Source organism: Streptomyces iranensis (assembly GCF_017874715.1).
GTDB lineage: Bacteria > Actinomycetota > Actinomycetes > Streptomycetales > Streptomycetaceae > Streptomyces > Streptomyces iranensis.
Genome location: NZ_JAGGLR010000035.1, coordinates 53,347 through 70,089 on the forward strand (window position 1 = coordinate 53,347; position 16,743 = coordinate 70,089).

Annotated in this window: 14 protein-coding genes; 8 read left to right on the forward strand and 6 right to left on the reverse strand. The window is 71.6% G+C overall.

Annotated features, from left to right (window positions below):
• Window positions 1-19: 19 nt before the first annotated feature.
• Both J2Z30_RS44770 and J2Z30_RS44775 read right to left on the reverse strand, forming a co-directional pair.
• Entirely contained in the window at window positions 20-1,438 is a 1,419-nt protein-coding gene (locus J2Z30_RS44770) for a hypothetical protein (protein WP_044581609.1), read from the reverse strand.
• An 11-nt stretch (window positions 1,439-1,449) separates the two neighbouring features.
• On the reverse strand, window positions 1,450-1,725 hold the full coding sequence (locus tag J2Z30_RS44775) for a MoaD/ThiS family protein (protein ID WP_020869510.1): 276 nt from the start codon (window positions 1,723-1,725) through the stop codon (window positions 1,450-1,452).
• A 121-nt stretch (window positions 1,726-1,846) separates the two neighbouring features.
• Between J2Z30_RS44775 and J2Z30_RS44780 the strand changes: the two genes are divergently transcribed.
• Together J2Z30_RS44780 and J2Z30_RS44785 are read left to right on the forward strand one after the other, a co-directional pair.
• Window positions 1,847-3,589: an ABC transporter ATP-binding protein gene (locus J2Z30_RS44780; protein ID WP_209469111.1), complete on the forward strand. Its 1,743-nt coding sequence runs from the start codon at window positions 1,847-1,849 to the stop codon at window positions 3,587-3,589.
• The gene (locus tag J2Z30_RS44785) at window positions 3,586-5,544 is read left to right on the forward strand and encodes an ABC transporter ATP-binding protein (protein WP_044571978.1); all 1,959 of its coding nucleotides are present in this window, start codon (window positions 3,586-3,588) and stop codon (window positions 5,542-5,544) included. The genes J2Z30_RS44780 and J2Z30_RS44785 overlap by 4 nt, the downstream gene beginning before the upstream one ends.
• Before the next feature lie 20 nt (window positions 5,545-5,564).
• On the opposite strand, the gene J2Z30_RS44790 is transcribed toward J2Z30_RS44785, so the two are convergent.
• Window positions 5,565-6,464, reverse strand: a complete 900-nt coding sequence (locus tag J2Z30_RS44790; RefSeq protein WP_063790922.1) for an alpha/beta hydrolase — start codon at window positions 6,462-6,464, stop codon at window positions 5,565-5,567.
• A gap of 326 nt (window positions 6,465-6,790) precedes the next feature.
• Between J2Z30_RS44790 and J2Z30_RS44795 the strand changes: the two genes are divergently transcribed.
• Together J2Z30_RS44795 and J2Z30_RS44800 are read left to right on the forward strand one after the other, a co-directional pair.
• Window positions 6,791-7,657, forward strand: a complete 867-nt coding sequence (locus J2Z30_RS44795) for a winged helix-turn-helix transcriptional regulator (RefSeq protein WP_044571974.1) — start codon at window positions 6,791-6,793, stop codon at window positions 7,655-7,657.
• A gap of 23 nt (window positions 7,658-7,680) precedes the next feature.
• A complete protein-coding gene (locus tag J2Z30_RS44800) occupies window positions 7,681-8,703 on the forward strand; it encodes a LacI family DNA-binding transcriptional regulator (protein WP_044571972.1) in 1,023 nt (340 codons plus the stop codon).
• A 19-nt stretch (window positions 8,704-8,722) separates the two neighbouring features.
• Here the strand turns inward: J2Z30_RS44800 and J2Z30_RS44805 are convergent, their stop codons facing one another.
• The gene (locus tag J2Z30_RS44805) at window positions 8,723-9,436 is read right to left on the reverse strand and encodes an SDR family oxidoreductase (RefSeq protein WP_044571970.1); all 714 of its coding nucleotides are present in this window, start codon (window positions 9,434-9,436) and stop codon (window positions 8,723-8,725) included.
• Window positions 9,437-9,552: 116 nt separating this feature from the next.
• Between J2Z30_RS44805 and J2Z30_RS44810 the strand changes: the two genes are divergently transcribed.
• The 4 genes from J2Z30_RS44810 to J2Z30_RS44825 all read left to right on the forward strand — a co-directional run bounded on the left by J2Z30_RS44810 (window position 9,553) and on the right by J2Z30_RS44825 (window position 13,638).
• Window positions 9,553-10,161, forward strand: a complete 609-nt coding sequence (locus J2Z30_RS44810; RefSeq protein WP_044571966.1) for a TetR/AcrR family transcriptional regulator — start codon at window positions 9,553-9,555, stop codon at window positions 10,159-10,161.
• A 97-nt stretch (window positions 10,162-10,258) separates the two neighbouring features.
• Entirely contained in the window at window positions 10,259-11,392 is a 1,134-nt protein-coding gene (locus tag J2Z30_RS44815; protein ID WP_044571964.1) for a S1C family serine protease, read from the forward strand.
• A gap of 87 nt (window positions 11,393-11,479) precedes the next feature.
• Window positions 11,480-12,220 (forward strand): response regulator transcription factor, encoded by a 741-nt coding sequence (locus tag J2Z30_RS44820; RefSeq protein ID WP_044571962.1) that lies wholly within the window; start codon window positions 11,480-11,482, stop codon window positions 12,218-12,220.
• Window positions 12,217-13,638, forward strand: coding sequence for a HAMP domain-containing sensor histidine kinase (locus tag J2Z30_RS44825; protein WP_044571959.1), 1,422 nt, complete (start codon window positions 12,217-12,219; stop codon window positions 13,636-13,638). The genes J2Z30_RS44820 and J2Z30_RS44825 overlap by 4 nt, the downstream gene beginning before the upstream one ends.
• 720 nt (window positions 13,639-14,358) lie before the next feature.
• On the opposite strand, the gene J2Z30_RS44830 is transcribed toward J2Z30_RS44825, so the two are convergent.
• Entirely contained in the window at window positions 14,359-16,338 is a 1,980-nt protein-coding gene (locus tag J2Z30_RS44830) for an ABC transporter ATP-binding protein (protein ID WP_052702076.1), read from the reverse strand.
• Between the two features lie 115 nt (window positions 16,339-16,453).
• The gene (locus tag J2Z30_RS44835) at window positions 16,454-16,642 is read right to left on the reverse strand and encodes a hypothetical protein (RefSeq protein WP_209469115.1); all 189 of its coding nucleotides are present in this window, start codon (window positions 16,640-16,642) and stop codon (window positions 16,454-16,456) included.
• Window positions 16,643-16,743 lie beyond the last annotated feature (101 nt).

Sequence of the window (16,743 nt, forward strand, 5' to 3'; positions counted from 1 at the left end):
GTGAGCGGGAGCCGGGGAGTCAGCCCAGAGCGCGGCCGATCACATAGACCACGGGGGCGGCGGCCGCGAGCGGCAGCGCCACGCCGGCCGTCATGTGGACGAAGCGCGAGGGGTAGTCGTAGCTGGCGACCCGGTGGCCGATCAGCGCGCACGCCCCGGCCGCGAACCCGAGCAGGGCGGCGGTGGACGTGCCCGTTCCGGTGAGCTGCCCGGCTCCGACCCCGGCCCCCGTGGCGGCCGCCAGCGCGACCACGACCGCGACGGCCGTCGGCAGCGGCAGGGCCCGGACGAGCACGGCCACGGCGACGGCGGCCGCCCCCACCACCACGGCGTCCGAGGACTCGGCGACGGCGGCCAGATGGCCGGCCGCGAGCACGGCGAGGGCCGTGGCCGCCACGGCGGCCGTAAGGCCGTACAGCCGCTCGTCCGGGGAGGCGTGGCTGCGGAGCTGGAGGATCAGCACCAGCAGCAGCCAGACGCCGATGGTGCCGATGACGACCGTAGGGGCGTGTGACGGCTCGGTGGCGAGCAGGCCGATGTCGGCGGCCAGACCGCCCGCGAAGGCGAGCGCGATGCCCTGCCGGGCGGGCCACATGCCGTTCAGCCGGAACCAGCCCGCCGCCGTGACCGCCTGAAGCGCCGCCACCGCGACGGCGACGGCCGGGCGGCCCAGCGGCGCGGTGGCCGCGAGCAGGGCGGCGAGCACGGAGGTCAGGGCGGCGGGGACGAACCCCGGATGGAGGATCTGCGGACGGCCCTCGGCCCTGGCCTTTTCGGCGGCGGTGAGCGGCCGGTCCGGCTGCGGGGCGGGCGGCTCGGCGGTCGCGGTCGCTGCTTGAGCCTGCGCCGGGGTCTGCGCCTGAGCCTGCGCCTGAGCCTGCGCCTGAGCCTGTGCTTGTGCCTGTGCCGGGGTCTGCGCCTGCACCGGGGCCTGAGGCGGTGCCTGGGACGGGTCGGCGGGCTGGTGGTACGGGTGCTGCTGATCCCAGCCTTGGGCGTACTGCCCCTGGTGCCCCTGGTGCCCCTGATGGCCCTGGTGCGGCTGCTGGCCCTGCTGCCCCTGGTGGCCCTGCTGGGCGGCGGCGTAGGGGTCCGCGTACGGCTGCTGCTGGTACTGCTGCTGATGCTGCGGGTGCTGGTACTGCGGCGGCTGGGCCTGGGCGTACCCCTGCTGCTGCGGATATCCCGCGTACCCCTGCCAGTCGGCCTGCTGCTGAGCACCCTGGCCATTGCCCCCGTGAGCGCCGTGGCCTCCGGGGCCGCCATGGCCGCCGTGGCCGTCATGGCCACCGTAAGGATGCGCGCTCTGGTCGTACCCCCCATGAGGAGCCTCGTACGACCCGTACGGGGGATACGGCTGCTGAGGCTGCTGACCTTGCTGCTGATGAGGCTCGTGGGGCTGATGAGGCTCGTTGGGCTGGTGCGGCTGGTTGCTCATGAGCTCGGGGTTCACCCTCCTGCGAACGGCGGGAGCACCTCGACCGTGCCGCCCTCGGCGAGTTGGATCGTCTTGTGGTCACGGGTGCCGGCCGGGGCTCCGTCGACCAGGAACGAACACCGCAGCAGGACCCGCGCGAACTCCGGTCGCGCGGTGTGCCGCTGCCGGGCCGCGTCGAGCGCCTCCGCCAGTGTCCACGCGGTGTACGGCTCCTCCGCGGTACCGGCCGCGGCGCGGGCCGCGGCCCAGTACCGGATGGTTCCGGCGGGCGTGCTCATCATCGCCATCGCGATCCCTTTCCCGTCATCTGCCGCCTCCATGATGACGGGTGCGGGACCGCGCCCGGGACCACACGCGGTTCGTCGAAAATACGGCCGGTTCGGGACGAGCGTCACTTAAGGTTTCCGTGTGCTGGTACGACTGATACGGGCGTATCTGAGGCCCTATACCCGAACGATCACGCTGATCGTCTTATTGCAGCTGGTGCAGACCCTCGCCACCCTCTATCTGCCCGCACTGAACGCGGACATCATCGACAGCGGAGTGGTGAAGGGCGACACCGGCTACATCCTCCGTGTCGGCGGGCTGATGATCGCCGTCACCCTCGTCCAGATCGTGTGCGCCGCGGGAGCCGTCTACTTCAGCGCCCGCACCTCCATGGCGCTCGGCCGCGATGTGCGCGCCGCCGTCTTCGACCGGGTGCAGTCCTTCTCCGCCCGGGAGATGGGCCACTTCGGGGCGCCGTCCCTGATCACCCGCACCACCAACGACGTCCAGCAGGTGCAGATGCTGTGCCTGATGGCCTTCACGCTGATGGTCTCCGCGCCGATCATGTGCGTCGGCGGCGTGATCATGGCGCTCAACGAGGACGTGCCGCTGTCCGGGCTGCTCCTGCTCATCGTTCCGGCCCTGGGCCTCGTGGTCGCGTTCATCGTCCGCCGGATGCGGCCGCTGTTCCGCGACGTCCAGCAGCGCATCGACACCGTCAACCGGGTGTTGCGCGAGCAGATCACCGGGATCCGGGTAATCCGCGCCTTCGTCCGCGACACCCATGAGCGCGGCCGCTTCACCGGGGCCAACACCGGGCTGATGGATGTCTCGCTGCGCGCCGGGCGGCTGATGTCGCTGATGTTCCCGGCCGTGATGCTGGTGGTGAACGTCTCCAGCGTGGCCGTCGTCTGGTTCGGCGGGCACCGCATCGACAGCGGCGGGATGCAGATCGGCGCGCTGACCGCGTTCCTCAGCTATCTGATGCAGATTCTGTCGTCCGTGATGATGGCCACCTTCATGTTCATGATGGTGCCGAGGGCCGAGGTGTGCGCCGAGCGCGTCCAGGAGGTGCTGGACACCGGGACCAGCGTCGTACCTCCGCTGATGCCCGTCGCGCCCGCGCCGGGCGATGGCGGACGGGGGCTGCTGGAGCTGCGGGGCGTGGAGTTCCGCTACCCCGGCGCCGACGCGTCCGTGCTGCGCGGCATCTCGCTGACCGCCCGGCCCGGCCGGACCACCGCCGTCATCGGCTCCACCGGCAGCGGCAAGTCGACGCTGCTCGGGCTGGTGCCGCGGCTGTTCGACGCGACCGACGGCAGCGTCCACCTCGACGGGGTGGATGTGCGTGACCTCGACCCCGAGGTGATGACGCGGACCATAGGGCTGGTCCCGCAGAAGCCGTACCTGTTCGCCGGCACCGTCGCCTCCAACCTGCGGTACGGCGACCCCGACGCCACCGACGAGGAGCTGTGGAGGGCCCTGGAGACCGCCCAGGCACGGGAGTTCGTGGCGGCCATGGAGGGCGGTCTGGACGCCCCGATCGCCCAGGGCGGGACCAATGTGTCCGGCGGTCAGCGGCAGCGGCTGGCGATCGCCCGCGCCCTGGTCCGCAAGCCGTCCGTCTACCTCTTCGACGACTCCTTCTCCGCGCTCGACTACGCCACCGACGCCCGGCTGCGGGCGGCGCTCGCGGACGAGACGGACAACGCGACGGTGGTCATCGTCGCCCAGCGGGTGTCCACGATCCGGGGCGCCGATCTGATCGTGGTCCTCGACGCGGGGCGGATCGTCGGCGCCGGTACCCACGGCGAGCTGATGGCCGGCAATGAGACCTATCGCGAGATCGTGCTCTCCCAGCTCACCGAGGAGGAGGCGGCATGAGCGGCACTTCGGCGCCCCGCAGGGGTCCGGCGCCCGCCGCCGGGCCCGCGCGCTTCATGGGCGGGCAGCCCACCGAGCGGTCCATGGACTTCCGCGGCTCCAGCCGCCGGCTGCTGGCCCGGCTCCGCCCCGAGCGCGGGATCGTCCTGCTGGTGCTCGCGCTGGGCACGGTCAGCACCGGGCTCGCGGTGGTGGGCCCGAAGATCCTCGGTGAGGCCACCGACCTGATCTTCGCGGGCATCGTCGGACGGCAGCTGCCCGATGGCACCGGCAAGGAGCAGGCCGTCCAGTGGCTGCGCGACAAGGACCAGGGCACGGTCGCCGACATGGTCGCCTCGATGGACGTCACCCCGGGCCAGGGGATCGACTTCCACGCGGTCGGCGTCGTGCTGCTGTGGGTCACGGCGTTGTACGTGGCCGCCTCGCTCCTGGGCCTGGCCCAGGCCCGGGTGGCGACCGTCGTCGTCCAGCGCGCGGTCTTCCGGCTGCGCGAGGACGTGGAGCACAAGCTGGCGCGGCTGCCGCTGGCGTACTTCGACAAGCAGTCGCGCGGCGAGGTGCTCTCCCGCGCCACCAACGACATCGACAACATCCAGCAGACGCTCCAGCAGACCCTCAGCCAGATCATGGCCTCGCTGCTGACGATCGTGGGCGTGCTGTCGATGATGTTCTGGATCTCGCCGCTGCTGGCGCTGGTGGCGCTGATCACCGTCCCGGTCTCGGTGTGGGTGACGACGCGCATCGGCAAGCGCGCCCAGCCGCAGTTTGTCGCCCAGTGGAAGACCACGGGCAAGCTCAACGCCCATATCGAGGAGATGTACACGGGCCATGCGCTGGTGAAGGTCTTCGGGCGGGAGAAGGAGTCCGCGCAGGCGTTCCGGGAGCAGAACGACAAGCTCTACGGGGCGGGCTTCCGGGCCCAGTTCATCTCCGGCCTGATCCAGCCGTCGATGATGTTCATCGGGAACCTCAACTATGTGCTGGTGGCCGTGGTCGGCGGGCTCCGGGTGGCCTCCGGCGCGCTGTCGATCGGCGATGTCCAGGCGTTCGTCCAGTACTCCCGGCAGTTCAGCCAGCCGCTCACCCAGGTGGCCTCCATGGCCAACATGGTGCAGTCGGGCGTGGCCTCCGCCGAGCGGGTCTTCGAGCTGCTGGACGCGCCGGAGCAGAGCGCGGAGCCGGTGGACGCGCGGCGGCCGGAGGCGGTGCGCGGGCAGGTCGCGTTCGAGGAGGTCGCCTTCCGCTACCAGCCGGACACACCGCTCATCGACGGTCTGTCGCTGTCGGTGCGGCCGGGCCAGACCGTGGCCATCGTCGGGCCGACCGGCGCCGGGAAGACCACGCTGGTCAATCTGCTGATGCGGTTCTACGAGGTCAGCGGCGGGCGGATCACGCTGGACGGGGTGGACATCGCCGCGATGTCGCGGCAGGAGCTGCGCTCCCATATCGGGATGGTGCTCCAGGACACCTGGCTGTTCGGCGGCACGATCGCCGAGAACATCGCCTACGGGGCGGAGGGGGCGAGCTCCGAGAGGATCGTGGAGGCGGCGAAGGCCACCTATGTGGACCGCTTCGTACGGATGCTGCCGGACGGCTACGACACGGTGATCGACGAAGAGGGTTCCAATGTCAGCGCCGGTGAGAAGCAGCTGATCACGATCGCGCGGGCGTTTCTCTCCGAGCCGTCGATCCTGGTGCTGGACGAGGCCACCAGCTCGGTCGACACCCGTACCGAGGTCCTCATCCAGCGGGCGATGGCCTCGCTGCGCAGCGGCCGTACGAGCTTCGTGATCGCCCACCGGCTGTCGACCATCCGGGACGCGGACGTGATCCTGGTGATGGAGTCGGGACGGATCGTGGAGCAGGGCTCGCACGACGCGCTGCTCGCGGCGGGCGGTGCGTACGCCCGGCTCTACGCGTCCCAGTTCGCCGAGCCGGTGGCGGAAACCGAATAGCCGACCGCTCGGGGACGGGCTCAGGCGTGGGCCGCGGCCCAGTCGGCGATGCGGGTCAGCAGGTCGGGGGAGGCGGCGGTCTCGGCGTGGCCGTAGCCCGGCTCGATCCACAGCTCCGAAGTGGACGGGTCCGCCGCCGACGCCAGCATCCGCGGATGGTCCAGCGGGAAGTACGGGTCCCGGTCGCCGTGCACGATCAGCAGGGGCGTCGGCACGATCAGTGGCGCCGCGGCCACCGGGGACAGCGGATCGACGGCCCAGCCGCGGGGGTCGATCCGGGTGCGCAGCCCGTAGCGGGAGACCAGCCGTCCCGTCGGCCGGGTGATCGCCCAGTGGAGCCGCCGCATGGGCGCGGTGCCGCGGTAGTACCAGCGGGCGGGTGAACTCACGGCGACGACGGCATCGGGCGCGGCGCCGTCGGCCGACCCGGCGGACGCGTCGGTCACCTCCCGGGGGGTCCCGAGTACGTCCCCGGGGGTCGTGCGCACGCCGTCCGTGCGCCCCGCCGAGCGCCCCGTGCGCTCCCCCTGGTGTACGTCTTGCAACGGCTGGATTTCATCGGCCTTCCGGTACAGCGCCGCCTGCCGGATCACCACCGAGCCACCCATCGAGAAGCCGACCGTGGCCACCCGCCGATGTCCGAGCCGGCGCGCCCAGCGCACCGCGGCGGCCAGGTCCAGCACCTCGCGATCGCCGACCGTGGACCGTCCTCCGGACCGCCCATGGCCCCGGAACGAGAACGTGATCACGGCCGTACGCTGGTGAAACGCCGATGCCACCCGCCGCAGCGCGGGACGCTCCAAGGCGCCGGAGAAGCCGTGTCCGACCACCAGCGCGAGGTGGTCGGAGGGTTCGGCGCCGACCCCGGGGGAAGGTTCGTAGCGCGCCTCGATCGAGACCCCGTCATCGGTCAGCAGCATGGCCCGTTGCTCCCCCGCGGTGACCGTGGAAGGACAACGGGGAGCAGATTGAGCCCCTCCGGCGCATGTCATGTGGGTTATTCTGTCGTGAAGAGGATCCGGGCAACGTTGCCCCCGGGTCCTTTTGTGCTTTCAGGGCGGGGTGCGCGTTTGAGCGCACCGTCGCTCCAAGGGCGCGGAGCGTGACTGTACGAAGTAGTAGCCGCAGACTCCCCCGGGCACGGCCTGGGAGGTGCCCCTCTCGCAAGGGACCGAGGAGGAACCGACGTAATGGGCGAGCGAAGCGTGCACAACCTCGAGAAGACGGCCGGGGCAGGTGATGGACGATGAGTTCCCTCCTGCTGCTGACCAACGCACTCCAGCCCTCGACGGAGGTGCTCCCCGCCCTCGGCCTGCTGCTGCACAGCGTGCGGGTGGCCCCCGCCGAAGGCCCCGCCCTGGTGGACACCCCGGGCGCCGATGTCATCCTGATCGACGGCCGTCGCGATCTGCCGCAGGTGCGCAGCCTGTGTCAGCTGCTGCGGTCCACCGGCCCTGGCTGTCCGCTGATCCTGGTGGTGACCGAGGGCGGGCTCGCCGCCGTCACCGCCGACTGGGGCATCGACGACGTCCTGCTGGACACCGCGGGCCCGGCGGAGGTCGAGGCCCGGCTGCGGCTGGCCACGGGCCGTCAGCAGATCACCACCGACGACAGCCCGATGGAGATCCGCAACGGCGATCTGTCGGTCGACGAGGCCACCTACAGCGCCAAGCTCAAGGGGCGTGTGCTCGATCTCACATTCAAGGAGTTCGAGCTGCTGAAGTACCTGGCCCAGCACCCCGGCCGGGTCTTCACCCGGGCGCAGCTGCTCCAGGAGGTCTGGGGGTACGACTACTTCGGCGGCACCCGCACCGTGGACGTCCACGTCCGGCGGCTGCGCGCCAAACTGGGCCCGGAGCACGAGTCCCTGATCGGCACGGTGCGGAACGTGGGCTACCGCTTCGTCGCGCCGGAGAAGGTCGAGCGCGCCGCGGAGGAGGCCCGAGCCAAGGCGGCGGCGCGGGACGCCGGAGCGGGCGGCGCGGCGCGGGGCGGGCACCCCGACGGCGCGGCCGGCTCCACGGGCTCCACGGGCTCCACGGGCTCCACGGGCTCCACGGGCTCCACGGGCTCCGTGGCGAGGACCGCTGCCGCACGACCGGCCAACAGCTAGCTGGACCCGCGTAGACTTCGCGCGTGGCCAAGGTGACGCGGGATGATGTGGCAAGGCTTGCGGGAACGTCGACCGCGGTCGTCAGTTACGTCATCAATAACGGACCCCGGCCGGTCGCCCCGGCCACGCGCGAGCGGGTGCTCGCCGCGATCAAGGAGCTCGGCTACCGGCCGGACCGGGTCGCGCAGGCGATGGCGAGCCGCCGGACCGATCTCATAGGGCTGATCGTTCCGGACGCCCGGCAGCCGTTCTTCGCGGAGATGGCGCACGCCGTCGAGCAGGCGGCCGCCGAGCGCGGAAAGATGGTGCTGGTCGGCAACTCGGACTACCTGGACGAGCGCGAGGTGCACTATCTGCGCGCCTTCCTGGGGATGCGGGTGTCCGGGCTGATCCTCATCAGCCAGGGCCCGAGCGAGAACGCGGCGGCCGAGATCGAGGCGTGGGACGCCCGGGTGGTGCTGCTGCACGAGCGGCCCGAGGCGATCGACGACGTGGCGGTGGTGCTGGACGACGTCGGAGGCGCGCAGCTCGCGGTGCGGCATCTGCTGGAGCACGGCCATGACTATGTGGCCTGCCTCGGCGGCACCGAGATAACCCCGACCGTCGGCGACCCGGTCACCGACCATGTGGAGGGCTGGCGCCGCGCGATGCACGAGGCCGGGCGGCCGACCGACGGGCGGCTCTTCCAGGCCCCTTACAACCGGTACGACGCCTATAAGGTCGCCCTCGATCTGCTCGCCGGTCCCGACCGGCCCCCGGCCATCTTCTGCGCCACCGACGACCAGGCGTTCGGGGTGCTGCGGGCGGCGCGTGAGCTGCGGATCGATGTCCCCGGGGAACTGGCGGTGGCCGGTTTCGACGACGTGAAGGAAGCCCACCTCACCGACCCTCCGCTGACCACGGTCGGCTCCGACCGCCCCGCGATGGCGCGCGCCGCGGTCGACCTCGTCCTGGACGACGGCGTCCGCGTCTCCGGCTCCCGCCGCGAACGCGTCAAGCAGTTCCCCTCGGCCCTGGTGGTCCGCCACTCCTGCGGTTGCGCATAGCGCTTCGCGCTTCTGCCCGTCAGGGGCGGGCGTGAACGCCGATGCCGCCGGAGACGGTGAGGTTGTCGCCGGTGATGTAGCCCGCGGCGTCCGAGGCGAGGAAGGCCACGGCTTCGGCGATGTCGGCGGGAGCGCCGACGCGGCCGAGCGGGACGTCCCGGGCCCAGGAGTCGATCATTTCCCGGGAGACGCCCAACTTGCTGTAGGCGGGGGTGTCGATCATTCCCGGGCTGACGGCGTTGACGCGGATGCGGCGGGGGGCGAGTTCGAGCGCGAGGGACCGCATGAGGGGCAGCAGGGCGCCCTTGGCGGCTGTCATGGCGGCTCCGAGCCCTTCGCCGGCGCCCACGGTGAACACGACCGAGGCGCCCTCGTTGAGGAGCGGGAGCGCCTTTTGCAGGGTGAAGAAGTTGCCCTTGACGTTGATGTCGAACAGGGCGTCGAAGGCGTCTTCGTCGGTTGACTCGAGCGGGCCGGGACGGGAGCTGCCCGCGTTGAGGAAGAGCAGGTCGAGGGAGCCGAATCGGCGGCGTGCCCGGTCCATCGCATGGTCGATGTCCGGCAGGGACCGTGCGTCGGCCCGGACGACCATGACGTCTTCGGGAAGTCCGGCGTTGGCGACATTGCCGACACCGGTCACCATGACGCGGTAGCCGCGGGAGTGGAGCAGTTCGGCGGTCGCCTTACCGATGCCGCTGGTGCCACCGGTGATCAGAGCTGCGGGTGCGGACATGATGCGTTCCTTTGCGTGTCGCTGGGAGACATTCATTGGCAGCGTACGTCAACTTGGCAGAGACTGTCAGAAGTAGTGTGAGTGTCAGCCTGGCAGCGCTGAGCTAATCTGGTGGCATGAAGCAGGAAGGCAGGACGGCGCCGGGCGCACCGGCCACGCTGTGGGACCGGACCCGGCAGCTGGCCTCCCAGGAGATCCTCGAGACGGCTCTGCGCCTGTTCACCGAGCAGGGGTACGACGAGACGACCATCGCCCAGATCGCCCGGGAGGCCGGTGTCTCCCAGCGCACCCTCTTCCGCTACTTCGGCACCAAGGAAGACCTTCTCGGCGGCGACCAGGGCCGGTTCGGGCAAGTCCTGACGGACACGATCGGCGAACAGCCCGCCGAAGCCGGTGTCTGGGAGGCCCTGCGCGCGGGGGTCGCCGCCGTACTGGCCCTGCACGACAGCCGCGAACAGGCCCTTGAGCGGTTCCGACTCCTGCACAACACCGCCTCGCTGCGCGCCGGTTGGCTCGAAAAGCGGCTGCGGTTCCAGGAGGACCTGCTGCCGCTCGTCGAGGCGCGCATGGGCGCCGCTGTCGGCAGTGCGGATCCGAGGGCCCGCGCGGTGGTCGCGACGGCGTTCGCGTGCCTGGACGCCGCATCGATGGCGTGGGTCGACAACGACGGTAAGGGCGACATCTTGGACCTGTACGACGAGTGTCTGGCCGCGGTGCGCGGCTGACCCGCGGCGACACCCTTATGTCGGGCATACCGACTTCTGGTGGGGTTCTCAGCGGGCACTCACGGGACTCTCATACTCCGGCCGCACAGTCATAGACATGACGGACAGCACACGCCGCAGCGGCGCAGACGAGCCCTATCCCTACGCGTACGGCGGCGGTGCGGGGTATCCCGATCCGCCCGGGTATCAGCCCCAGCAGCCGGTCACCACGCCGTCCGGGGTCACCGTTTGGCCGGGTGACGGCAGTGGCAGTGGCAGTGGCGGGAGCGGGAGCGGCGCGGGGGAGGACGGCGGCGCGTTCGCGAGTGAGGGGGCGCACGGGGGCGGGGGGCGGCGCAGGGCGCGGGCCTCGCGGCCGGTCGCGCTGATCGCGGCCGTGGCGGCGGTCTCGGCGCTCGTGGGCGGCGGCGCGGCCGCGCTGGTCACCCACGCCACCCAGAAGGCCGACACCACGATCTCCACTCCCGTGGTCAACGCCAAGTCCAGCAGCAACAGCGGGGTTTCGGCCGTCGCGGCGGCCGTCAGCCCCAGCATCGTGGAGGTCAGCGCCAGCGGCACCAGCGGCCAGTCCACCGGCTCCGGCGTGGTCATCACCAGCGGCGGCGAGATCATCACCAACAACCACGTGGTCTCCAGCGCCGACGCGATCAAGGTGACCTTCAGCGACGGAAGCAAGAAGACCGCGACAGTCGTCGGCACCGACAGCAAGAAGGACCTCGCCCTGATCAAGGTGGCGGGCGCGAGCGGGCTGAAGGCCGCGTCCCTCGGCGACTCCAGCAAGGTCACGGTGGGCGACCAGGTCGTGGCCATCGGCTCGCCGGAGGGCCTTACCGGCACCGTCACCAGCGGCATCGTCTCCGCGCTCGACCGTGACGTCACCGTCTCCACGGACCAGGGCCAGGGCCAGGGCCAGGACGGTCAGGGGCCGGGCGGCGGCGGGCAGTGGCCGTTCGAGTTCGGCGGCGGCCGGTACAACGGCGACGTCGGCTCCTCGACCACCACCTACAAGGCCATCCAGACCGACGCCTCGCTCAACCCCGGCAACTCCGGCGGCGCGCTGATCAACATGAGTGGCCAGGTCATCGGCATCAACTCCGCGATGTACTCCGCGGCCTCGGGCCAGAACTCCAGCAGCGCGGGCAGCGTCGGCCTCGGCTTCTCGATCCCGGTCAACACCGTCAAGTCCGATCTCGCCTCCCTGCGCTCGGGCGGAAGCGACAGCAACACCTGATGGACGTGCGAGGCTGGCAGCAGCGCCGCACAGCCCGCCGCGGCCACGTCCCCGCCCCACCGTCACCCGCTTTGAGGAAACCGACCCATGAGCCCCGCCGACCACGGCGATCAGCCGGCCCGCATCCTGATCGTCGACGATGAGCCGGCCGTCCGGGAAGCCCTTCAGCGCAGCCTCGTCTTCGAGGGCTACGCGACCGAGACCGCCGTGGACGGACTGGACGCGCTGGGCAAGGTCGGCTCCTACGACCCCGAGCTGATCGTGCTCGATGTGCTGATGCCCCGGATGGACGGGCTGACCGCCGCGCGGCGGCTGCGCGCCACCGGGGTGACGCTGCCGATCCTGATGCTCACCGCACGGGACACGGTCGGCGACCGGGTCACCGGACTCGACGCGGGCGCCGACGACTACCTCGTCAAACCCTTCGAGCTGGACGAACTGCTGGCCCGCATCCGCGCCCTGCTCCGCCGCAGCTCCTACGCCGCCCAGCAGGGCACGGCGCTGCCCGAGGGGGACGTGCTGGCCTTCGGCGATCTGCGGATGGACCTGACGACCCGCGAGGTCGCCCGGGGCGCGCGCCGCGTCGAGCTGACCCGGACCGAGTTCACCCTGCTGGAGATGTTCCTGGCGCATCCGCGCCAGGTGCTCACTCGAGAGCAGATCCTGAAGGCGGTGTGGGGCTTCGACTTCGAGCCGTCGTCCAACTCGCTGGACGTGTACGTGATGTATCTGCGCCGTAAGACCGAGGCGGGCGGCGAGCCGCGGCTCGTGCACACCGTACGCGGGGTGGGGTACGTCCTGCGGCCCGCGGAGGGCGAGCCCTCGTGAGGTTCCGCAGACTGCCGCTGCGCTCGCGGCTGGCCCTGCTGACCGCCATGGCGGTCGCGGTCGCGGTGGCGGTGTCCGCGTTCGCGTCCTGGCTGATCGTCCGGGAGCAGCTCAGCGCCCAACTCGACTCGTCCCTGCGTAACGTCACGGTGGACGAGCGCAATGTGCTGAGCATCCTGGAGGCGTGCCAGAGCCCCGACGGCGCCGACGACCGCACCCCGCACGCCCTCGGCTCGTACTCCGTGCAGATCGTGCTGGCCGACGGGAGCCGCTGCACCCAGCCCGGCGCGACCAAGCTGCCGGTGACCACAGCCGATGTGGCCGTGGCCGTCGGGGAGCGGCCGAGCGCGCTGCATGACGCGACGGGCGCGGGCGGCGAGGACATGCGGGTGTTCACCTACCGGCCGGCCTCCGGCCCCGGCAGCCCGCTGCCGCGCGGGATCGCCGTCTCCATGGCGCGTCCGCTGAGCGAGGTCGCGCATCCGCTGGGCACGCTCGCGCTGGTCCTGGCCCTCGTCGCCGGGGTAGGCGTCGTGGGCGCGGGAGCGGCGGGCCTGTGGATCGCCAGGACCGGGCTCAAGCCGGTGGACCGGCTGACCGAAGCGGTCGAGCATGTGGCCCGCACCGAGGATCTGGCCGTGCGCATCCCGACGGAGGGCGATGACGAGATCGCCCGGCTGTCCCGGTCGTTCAACTCCATGACGGCGGCCCTCGCCTCCTCCCGCGACCGTCAGCAGCAGCTGATCGCGGACGCCGGGCATGAACTGCGCACCCCGCTGACCTCGCTGCGGACCAATATCGAGCTGCTCGCGCGCAGCGAGGAGACCGGCCGCGCGCTGCCGCCCGCCGACCGTAAGGCGCTCATGGGGAGCGTCAAGGCGCAGATGACCGAGCTGGCGGCGCTGATCGGCGATCTTCAGGAGCTGTCCCGCCCCGACGCGCTGCCCGGCAGCGGGCCCCCGCAGGTGGTCGCCCTGCACGAGGTGGTGCGAACAGCCCTGGAACGGGCCCGGCTGCGCGGCGCCCATCTCACGATCAACGCCTCGATCGAGCCTTGGTACGTCCGCGGCGAGGCGACCGCCCTGGAGCGGGCGCTGGTCAATCTGCTCGACAACGCCGTGAAGTTCAGCCCTTCGGGTGGTGTGATCGACGTCGTCCTCAGAAGCGGAGAGGTACGGGTGCGCGACCATGGCCCCGGCATCCCCGCCGAGGAACTGCCGCATGTCTTCGAGCGCTTCTGGCGCTCCCCGTCGGCCCGCAGCATGCCCGGTTCCGGCCTCGGCCTGTCGATCGTGGCCCGTACGGTCCAGCAGTCGGGCGGCCAGGTGGGGCTGGAACCGGCCCCGGGCGGCGGCACGGCCGCCTGGCTCAGACTGCCGGGCGCGCCTGTGGCTCCGCCGGGGACCGAGGTCGACTGAGCCCGGCCCCATCCGGCTCGGCTCGGGTCCGGCTCAGCCCGGTCCGGTTCGGCGCAGGTCCGGCTCAGCCCGGTCCCGCCCGGCTTGGTCCGGCCCGGCTTAGTCAGGGGGTGCCCGGCGGATCTTTCCCCTCCCCGCCCCTTCCCGATACCAGGGGCTCTGCCCCTGGACCCCGAGGTCTGGGGCGAGGCCCCGGTCCGGGGTCTGGGGCGAGGCCTCGGTGTGGGGTTTGGGGCGGAGCCTCGGTCCGGGGTCTGGGGCGAGGCCTCGGTCTGGGGGTTGGGGCGCAGCCTCGGTCTGAGGTCTGGGGCGGAGCCTCGGTCCAGGGTCTGGGGCGAGGCCTTGGTCTGGGGTTTGGGGCGGAGCCTCGGTCCAGGGTCTGGGGCGAAGCCCCGGCACGGGGTCTGGGGCGGAGCCTCGGTCCGGGGTCTGGGGTGGAGCCTCGGTCTGGGGTCTGGGGTGGAGCCTCGGTGTGGGGTTTGGGGTGAGGCCTTGGTCTGGGGTTTGGGGTGGAGCCTCGGTGTGGGGTTTGGGGTGGAGCCTTGGTCTGGGGTTTGGGGTGGAGCCTTGGTCCAGGGTCTGGGGCGGAGCCCCGGCACGGGGTCTGGGGCGGAGCCCCAGTTTCGGGAAGGGGCGGGGAGGGGACAGCCCGCCGCAGGCGTCACGATCCGCCGGACACTCCCTGACCGGCTGGGTTCGGCCGAGCCCAGCCCGCCCCCCTCACATTGGTCCGAGCCGAAGGGTCGGCTGCGGGCCCGTGTCGGTGAGGGGACCGTCAGGAGGGCCGCCCAGGGCGCCGTGCAGCCGTGCGTACGCGCCGCCCAGCGCCAGCAGTTCGTGATGCGTGCCCGTCTCCACGACCCGCCCGTGGTCCAGCACCAGGATGCGGTCCGCGTCCGGCGCCAGGTTCAGATCGTGGGTGATCATGATCGTGGTGCGGCCGGACATCAGCCGCCGCAGCGGCCGGACGACCCGCCGCGCGGCCAGCGCGTCCAAGCCGGTGGTGGGCTCGTCCAGAACGAGGACGGGCGCGTCGCGCAGCATCGCGCGCGCGATGGCGACGCGCTGGAGCTGTCCGCCGGACAGCCGGGCCGTATGCGGATCGATCCGGGTGTCGTAGCCCTCGGGCAGCGCCGCGATGAAGTCGTGCGCGGCGGCGTCCCGCGCCGCCCGGACGATCTCGTGCTCGGTGACCCCGGGGCGGCCGCAGGCGATGTTCTCGCGGATGGTGTCGTGCAGGATGAGCGTCTCCTGCGGCAGCAGCGTCACATGGGTCCGCAGAAAACCCAGCGGCATCGCGTACAGCGGTACGCCGTCGAGCCGTACGAACCCCTCCGCCGGGTCGTAGAAGCGGGTCAGCAGCTTGGAGACGGTGGACTTGCCCGCCCCGCTCGCCCCGGTGATCAGCACGAACTCACCCGGCCGGGCGGTGAACGAGACCCCGGCCAGGGTGCGCCGGTCGCCCCCGGGGTAGCGGAAGCCGACACCGTCGAACTCCACGGTGCCGTGCACCCGCCACGGCGCCATCGCGGCCCCCGGCGGCGGATCGCTCACGGCGGGCTCCGCGTCGAGGATCTCCGCCAGCCGCTCGGCGCCCGCGGTGGCGGCCGTAAGGGTGAGACCGAGCTGTCCGAGGTTGCGGATCGGCGGGTAGAGGTAGCCGAGGAAGGCGGCGAAGGCCAGCAGCCGGCCGATGGTCATCCGGTCCTGGGAGATCTCCCAGGAGCCGAGCCCGATCACGGCGAGCACGCACAGCGTCTCGATGACCTCGACCAACTGCTCGTACAGCTCGCTCATCCGGGCACCGGCCACCGACGCCCGCAGCCACGCCCGCGCCTCCCGGTCCAGCCGCCGCTCCTCGGCGTCCTTACGGTGGTACGCCTGCGTCAGCACGACGTTGCCGAGCGACTCCTCGACGACGGAGGTGATCGCGCCGTCGGCGACCCGCTCGTCCCGCGCGACCGAGCTGATCCGCCCGGAGAAGCGCCGCGCGGCCAGCCAGAACAGCGGCGCCAGGACGAAGGTGACCAGCGCCAGGTCCCAGCGCAGCCGGAAGGCGGCCACGGAGAAGAAGACCGCGCTGAAGACGGCGGAGACGGTGCTCACCACCCCGGAGACCACCATCTGCTCGATGGCCTCCACGTCCCCGGTGAGCCGCTCGACCAGATCGCCCTGGCGGTGGCGCTGGAAGAAGTGCGGCGGCAGATCCTGCACCTGCGTGAAGACCCGGGCCCGCAGCCGCAGTACGAACCGTTCGGCGGTCCATACGGCGAGCGAGTTGCCCATATAGCCGACGCCCGCGCCGAGCACCGCGACCGCGAGCCACTGCGCGGCGGGGACCCAGAAGGCGCTGAGCGAGCCCTGCCGCAGAGCGTTGTCGGTCAGATCGGAGAAGAGGAGGATCGCGGCGGTCTCGGCGAGCGCCGCGGCGATGACACAGGCGCAGATGAGCACCAGCCAGCGCCGGTCGCCCCTGGTGAGCGGCCAGAACCGGCGGAACGCCTGACGCGCGGCCAGCCGCGGAGCGGCCCCCTCGTCGCCGCCGGGCTCGCGGTCCCCCGCGTCGACGGTCAGGTACTCCTCGGGAAGCTGAGGGGCCGCCTTCGGCTGATGACGGCCGTAAGGACGCGGCCGCCCGGGGCGCCGATGCGGTCCCAGGCCGGTGGCCGCCGGGTCGGACCCGAGCGCGCGCAGCTGCATGGTGGGCTGGTCTTCGTAGGGGGGCACGGTCGGTCTCTCCCGCTCGGCTCCGGACAAGGCGGAGGCGGGCCCGCGGCGCGCTGCCGCGGACCCGCCCCTCTCGACGTGCGTGGGGTCAGCCGCCGATGGGGCGGCGGTGGGGCTTCTTCGGACCCTTCTTCGGAGCCGGCTTCGGGGCGTGGTGCTTCTTCTTCGGCTCGGCCTTGCGGGCGGGCTTGACCGGGACGATCTTGTGGAAGCTCATGATGGTGCCTTTCGGAATTCGCTGCTTCTTTTCCTTGCCGGAGCCGTTCGGCTTCGACACGGAAGACATTAGGAGCGATATCCGTGAGGGAGATCGGACTGAGCTGTGCGTTTGCCCAGAACGGTCTCAAGGAATTTTTACGCGGCAGGTGGAACCGTGCG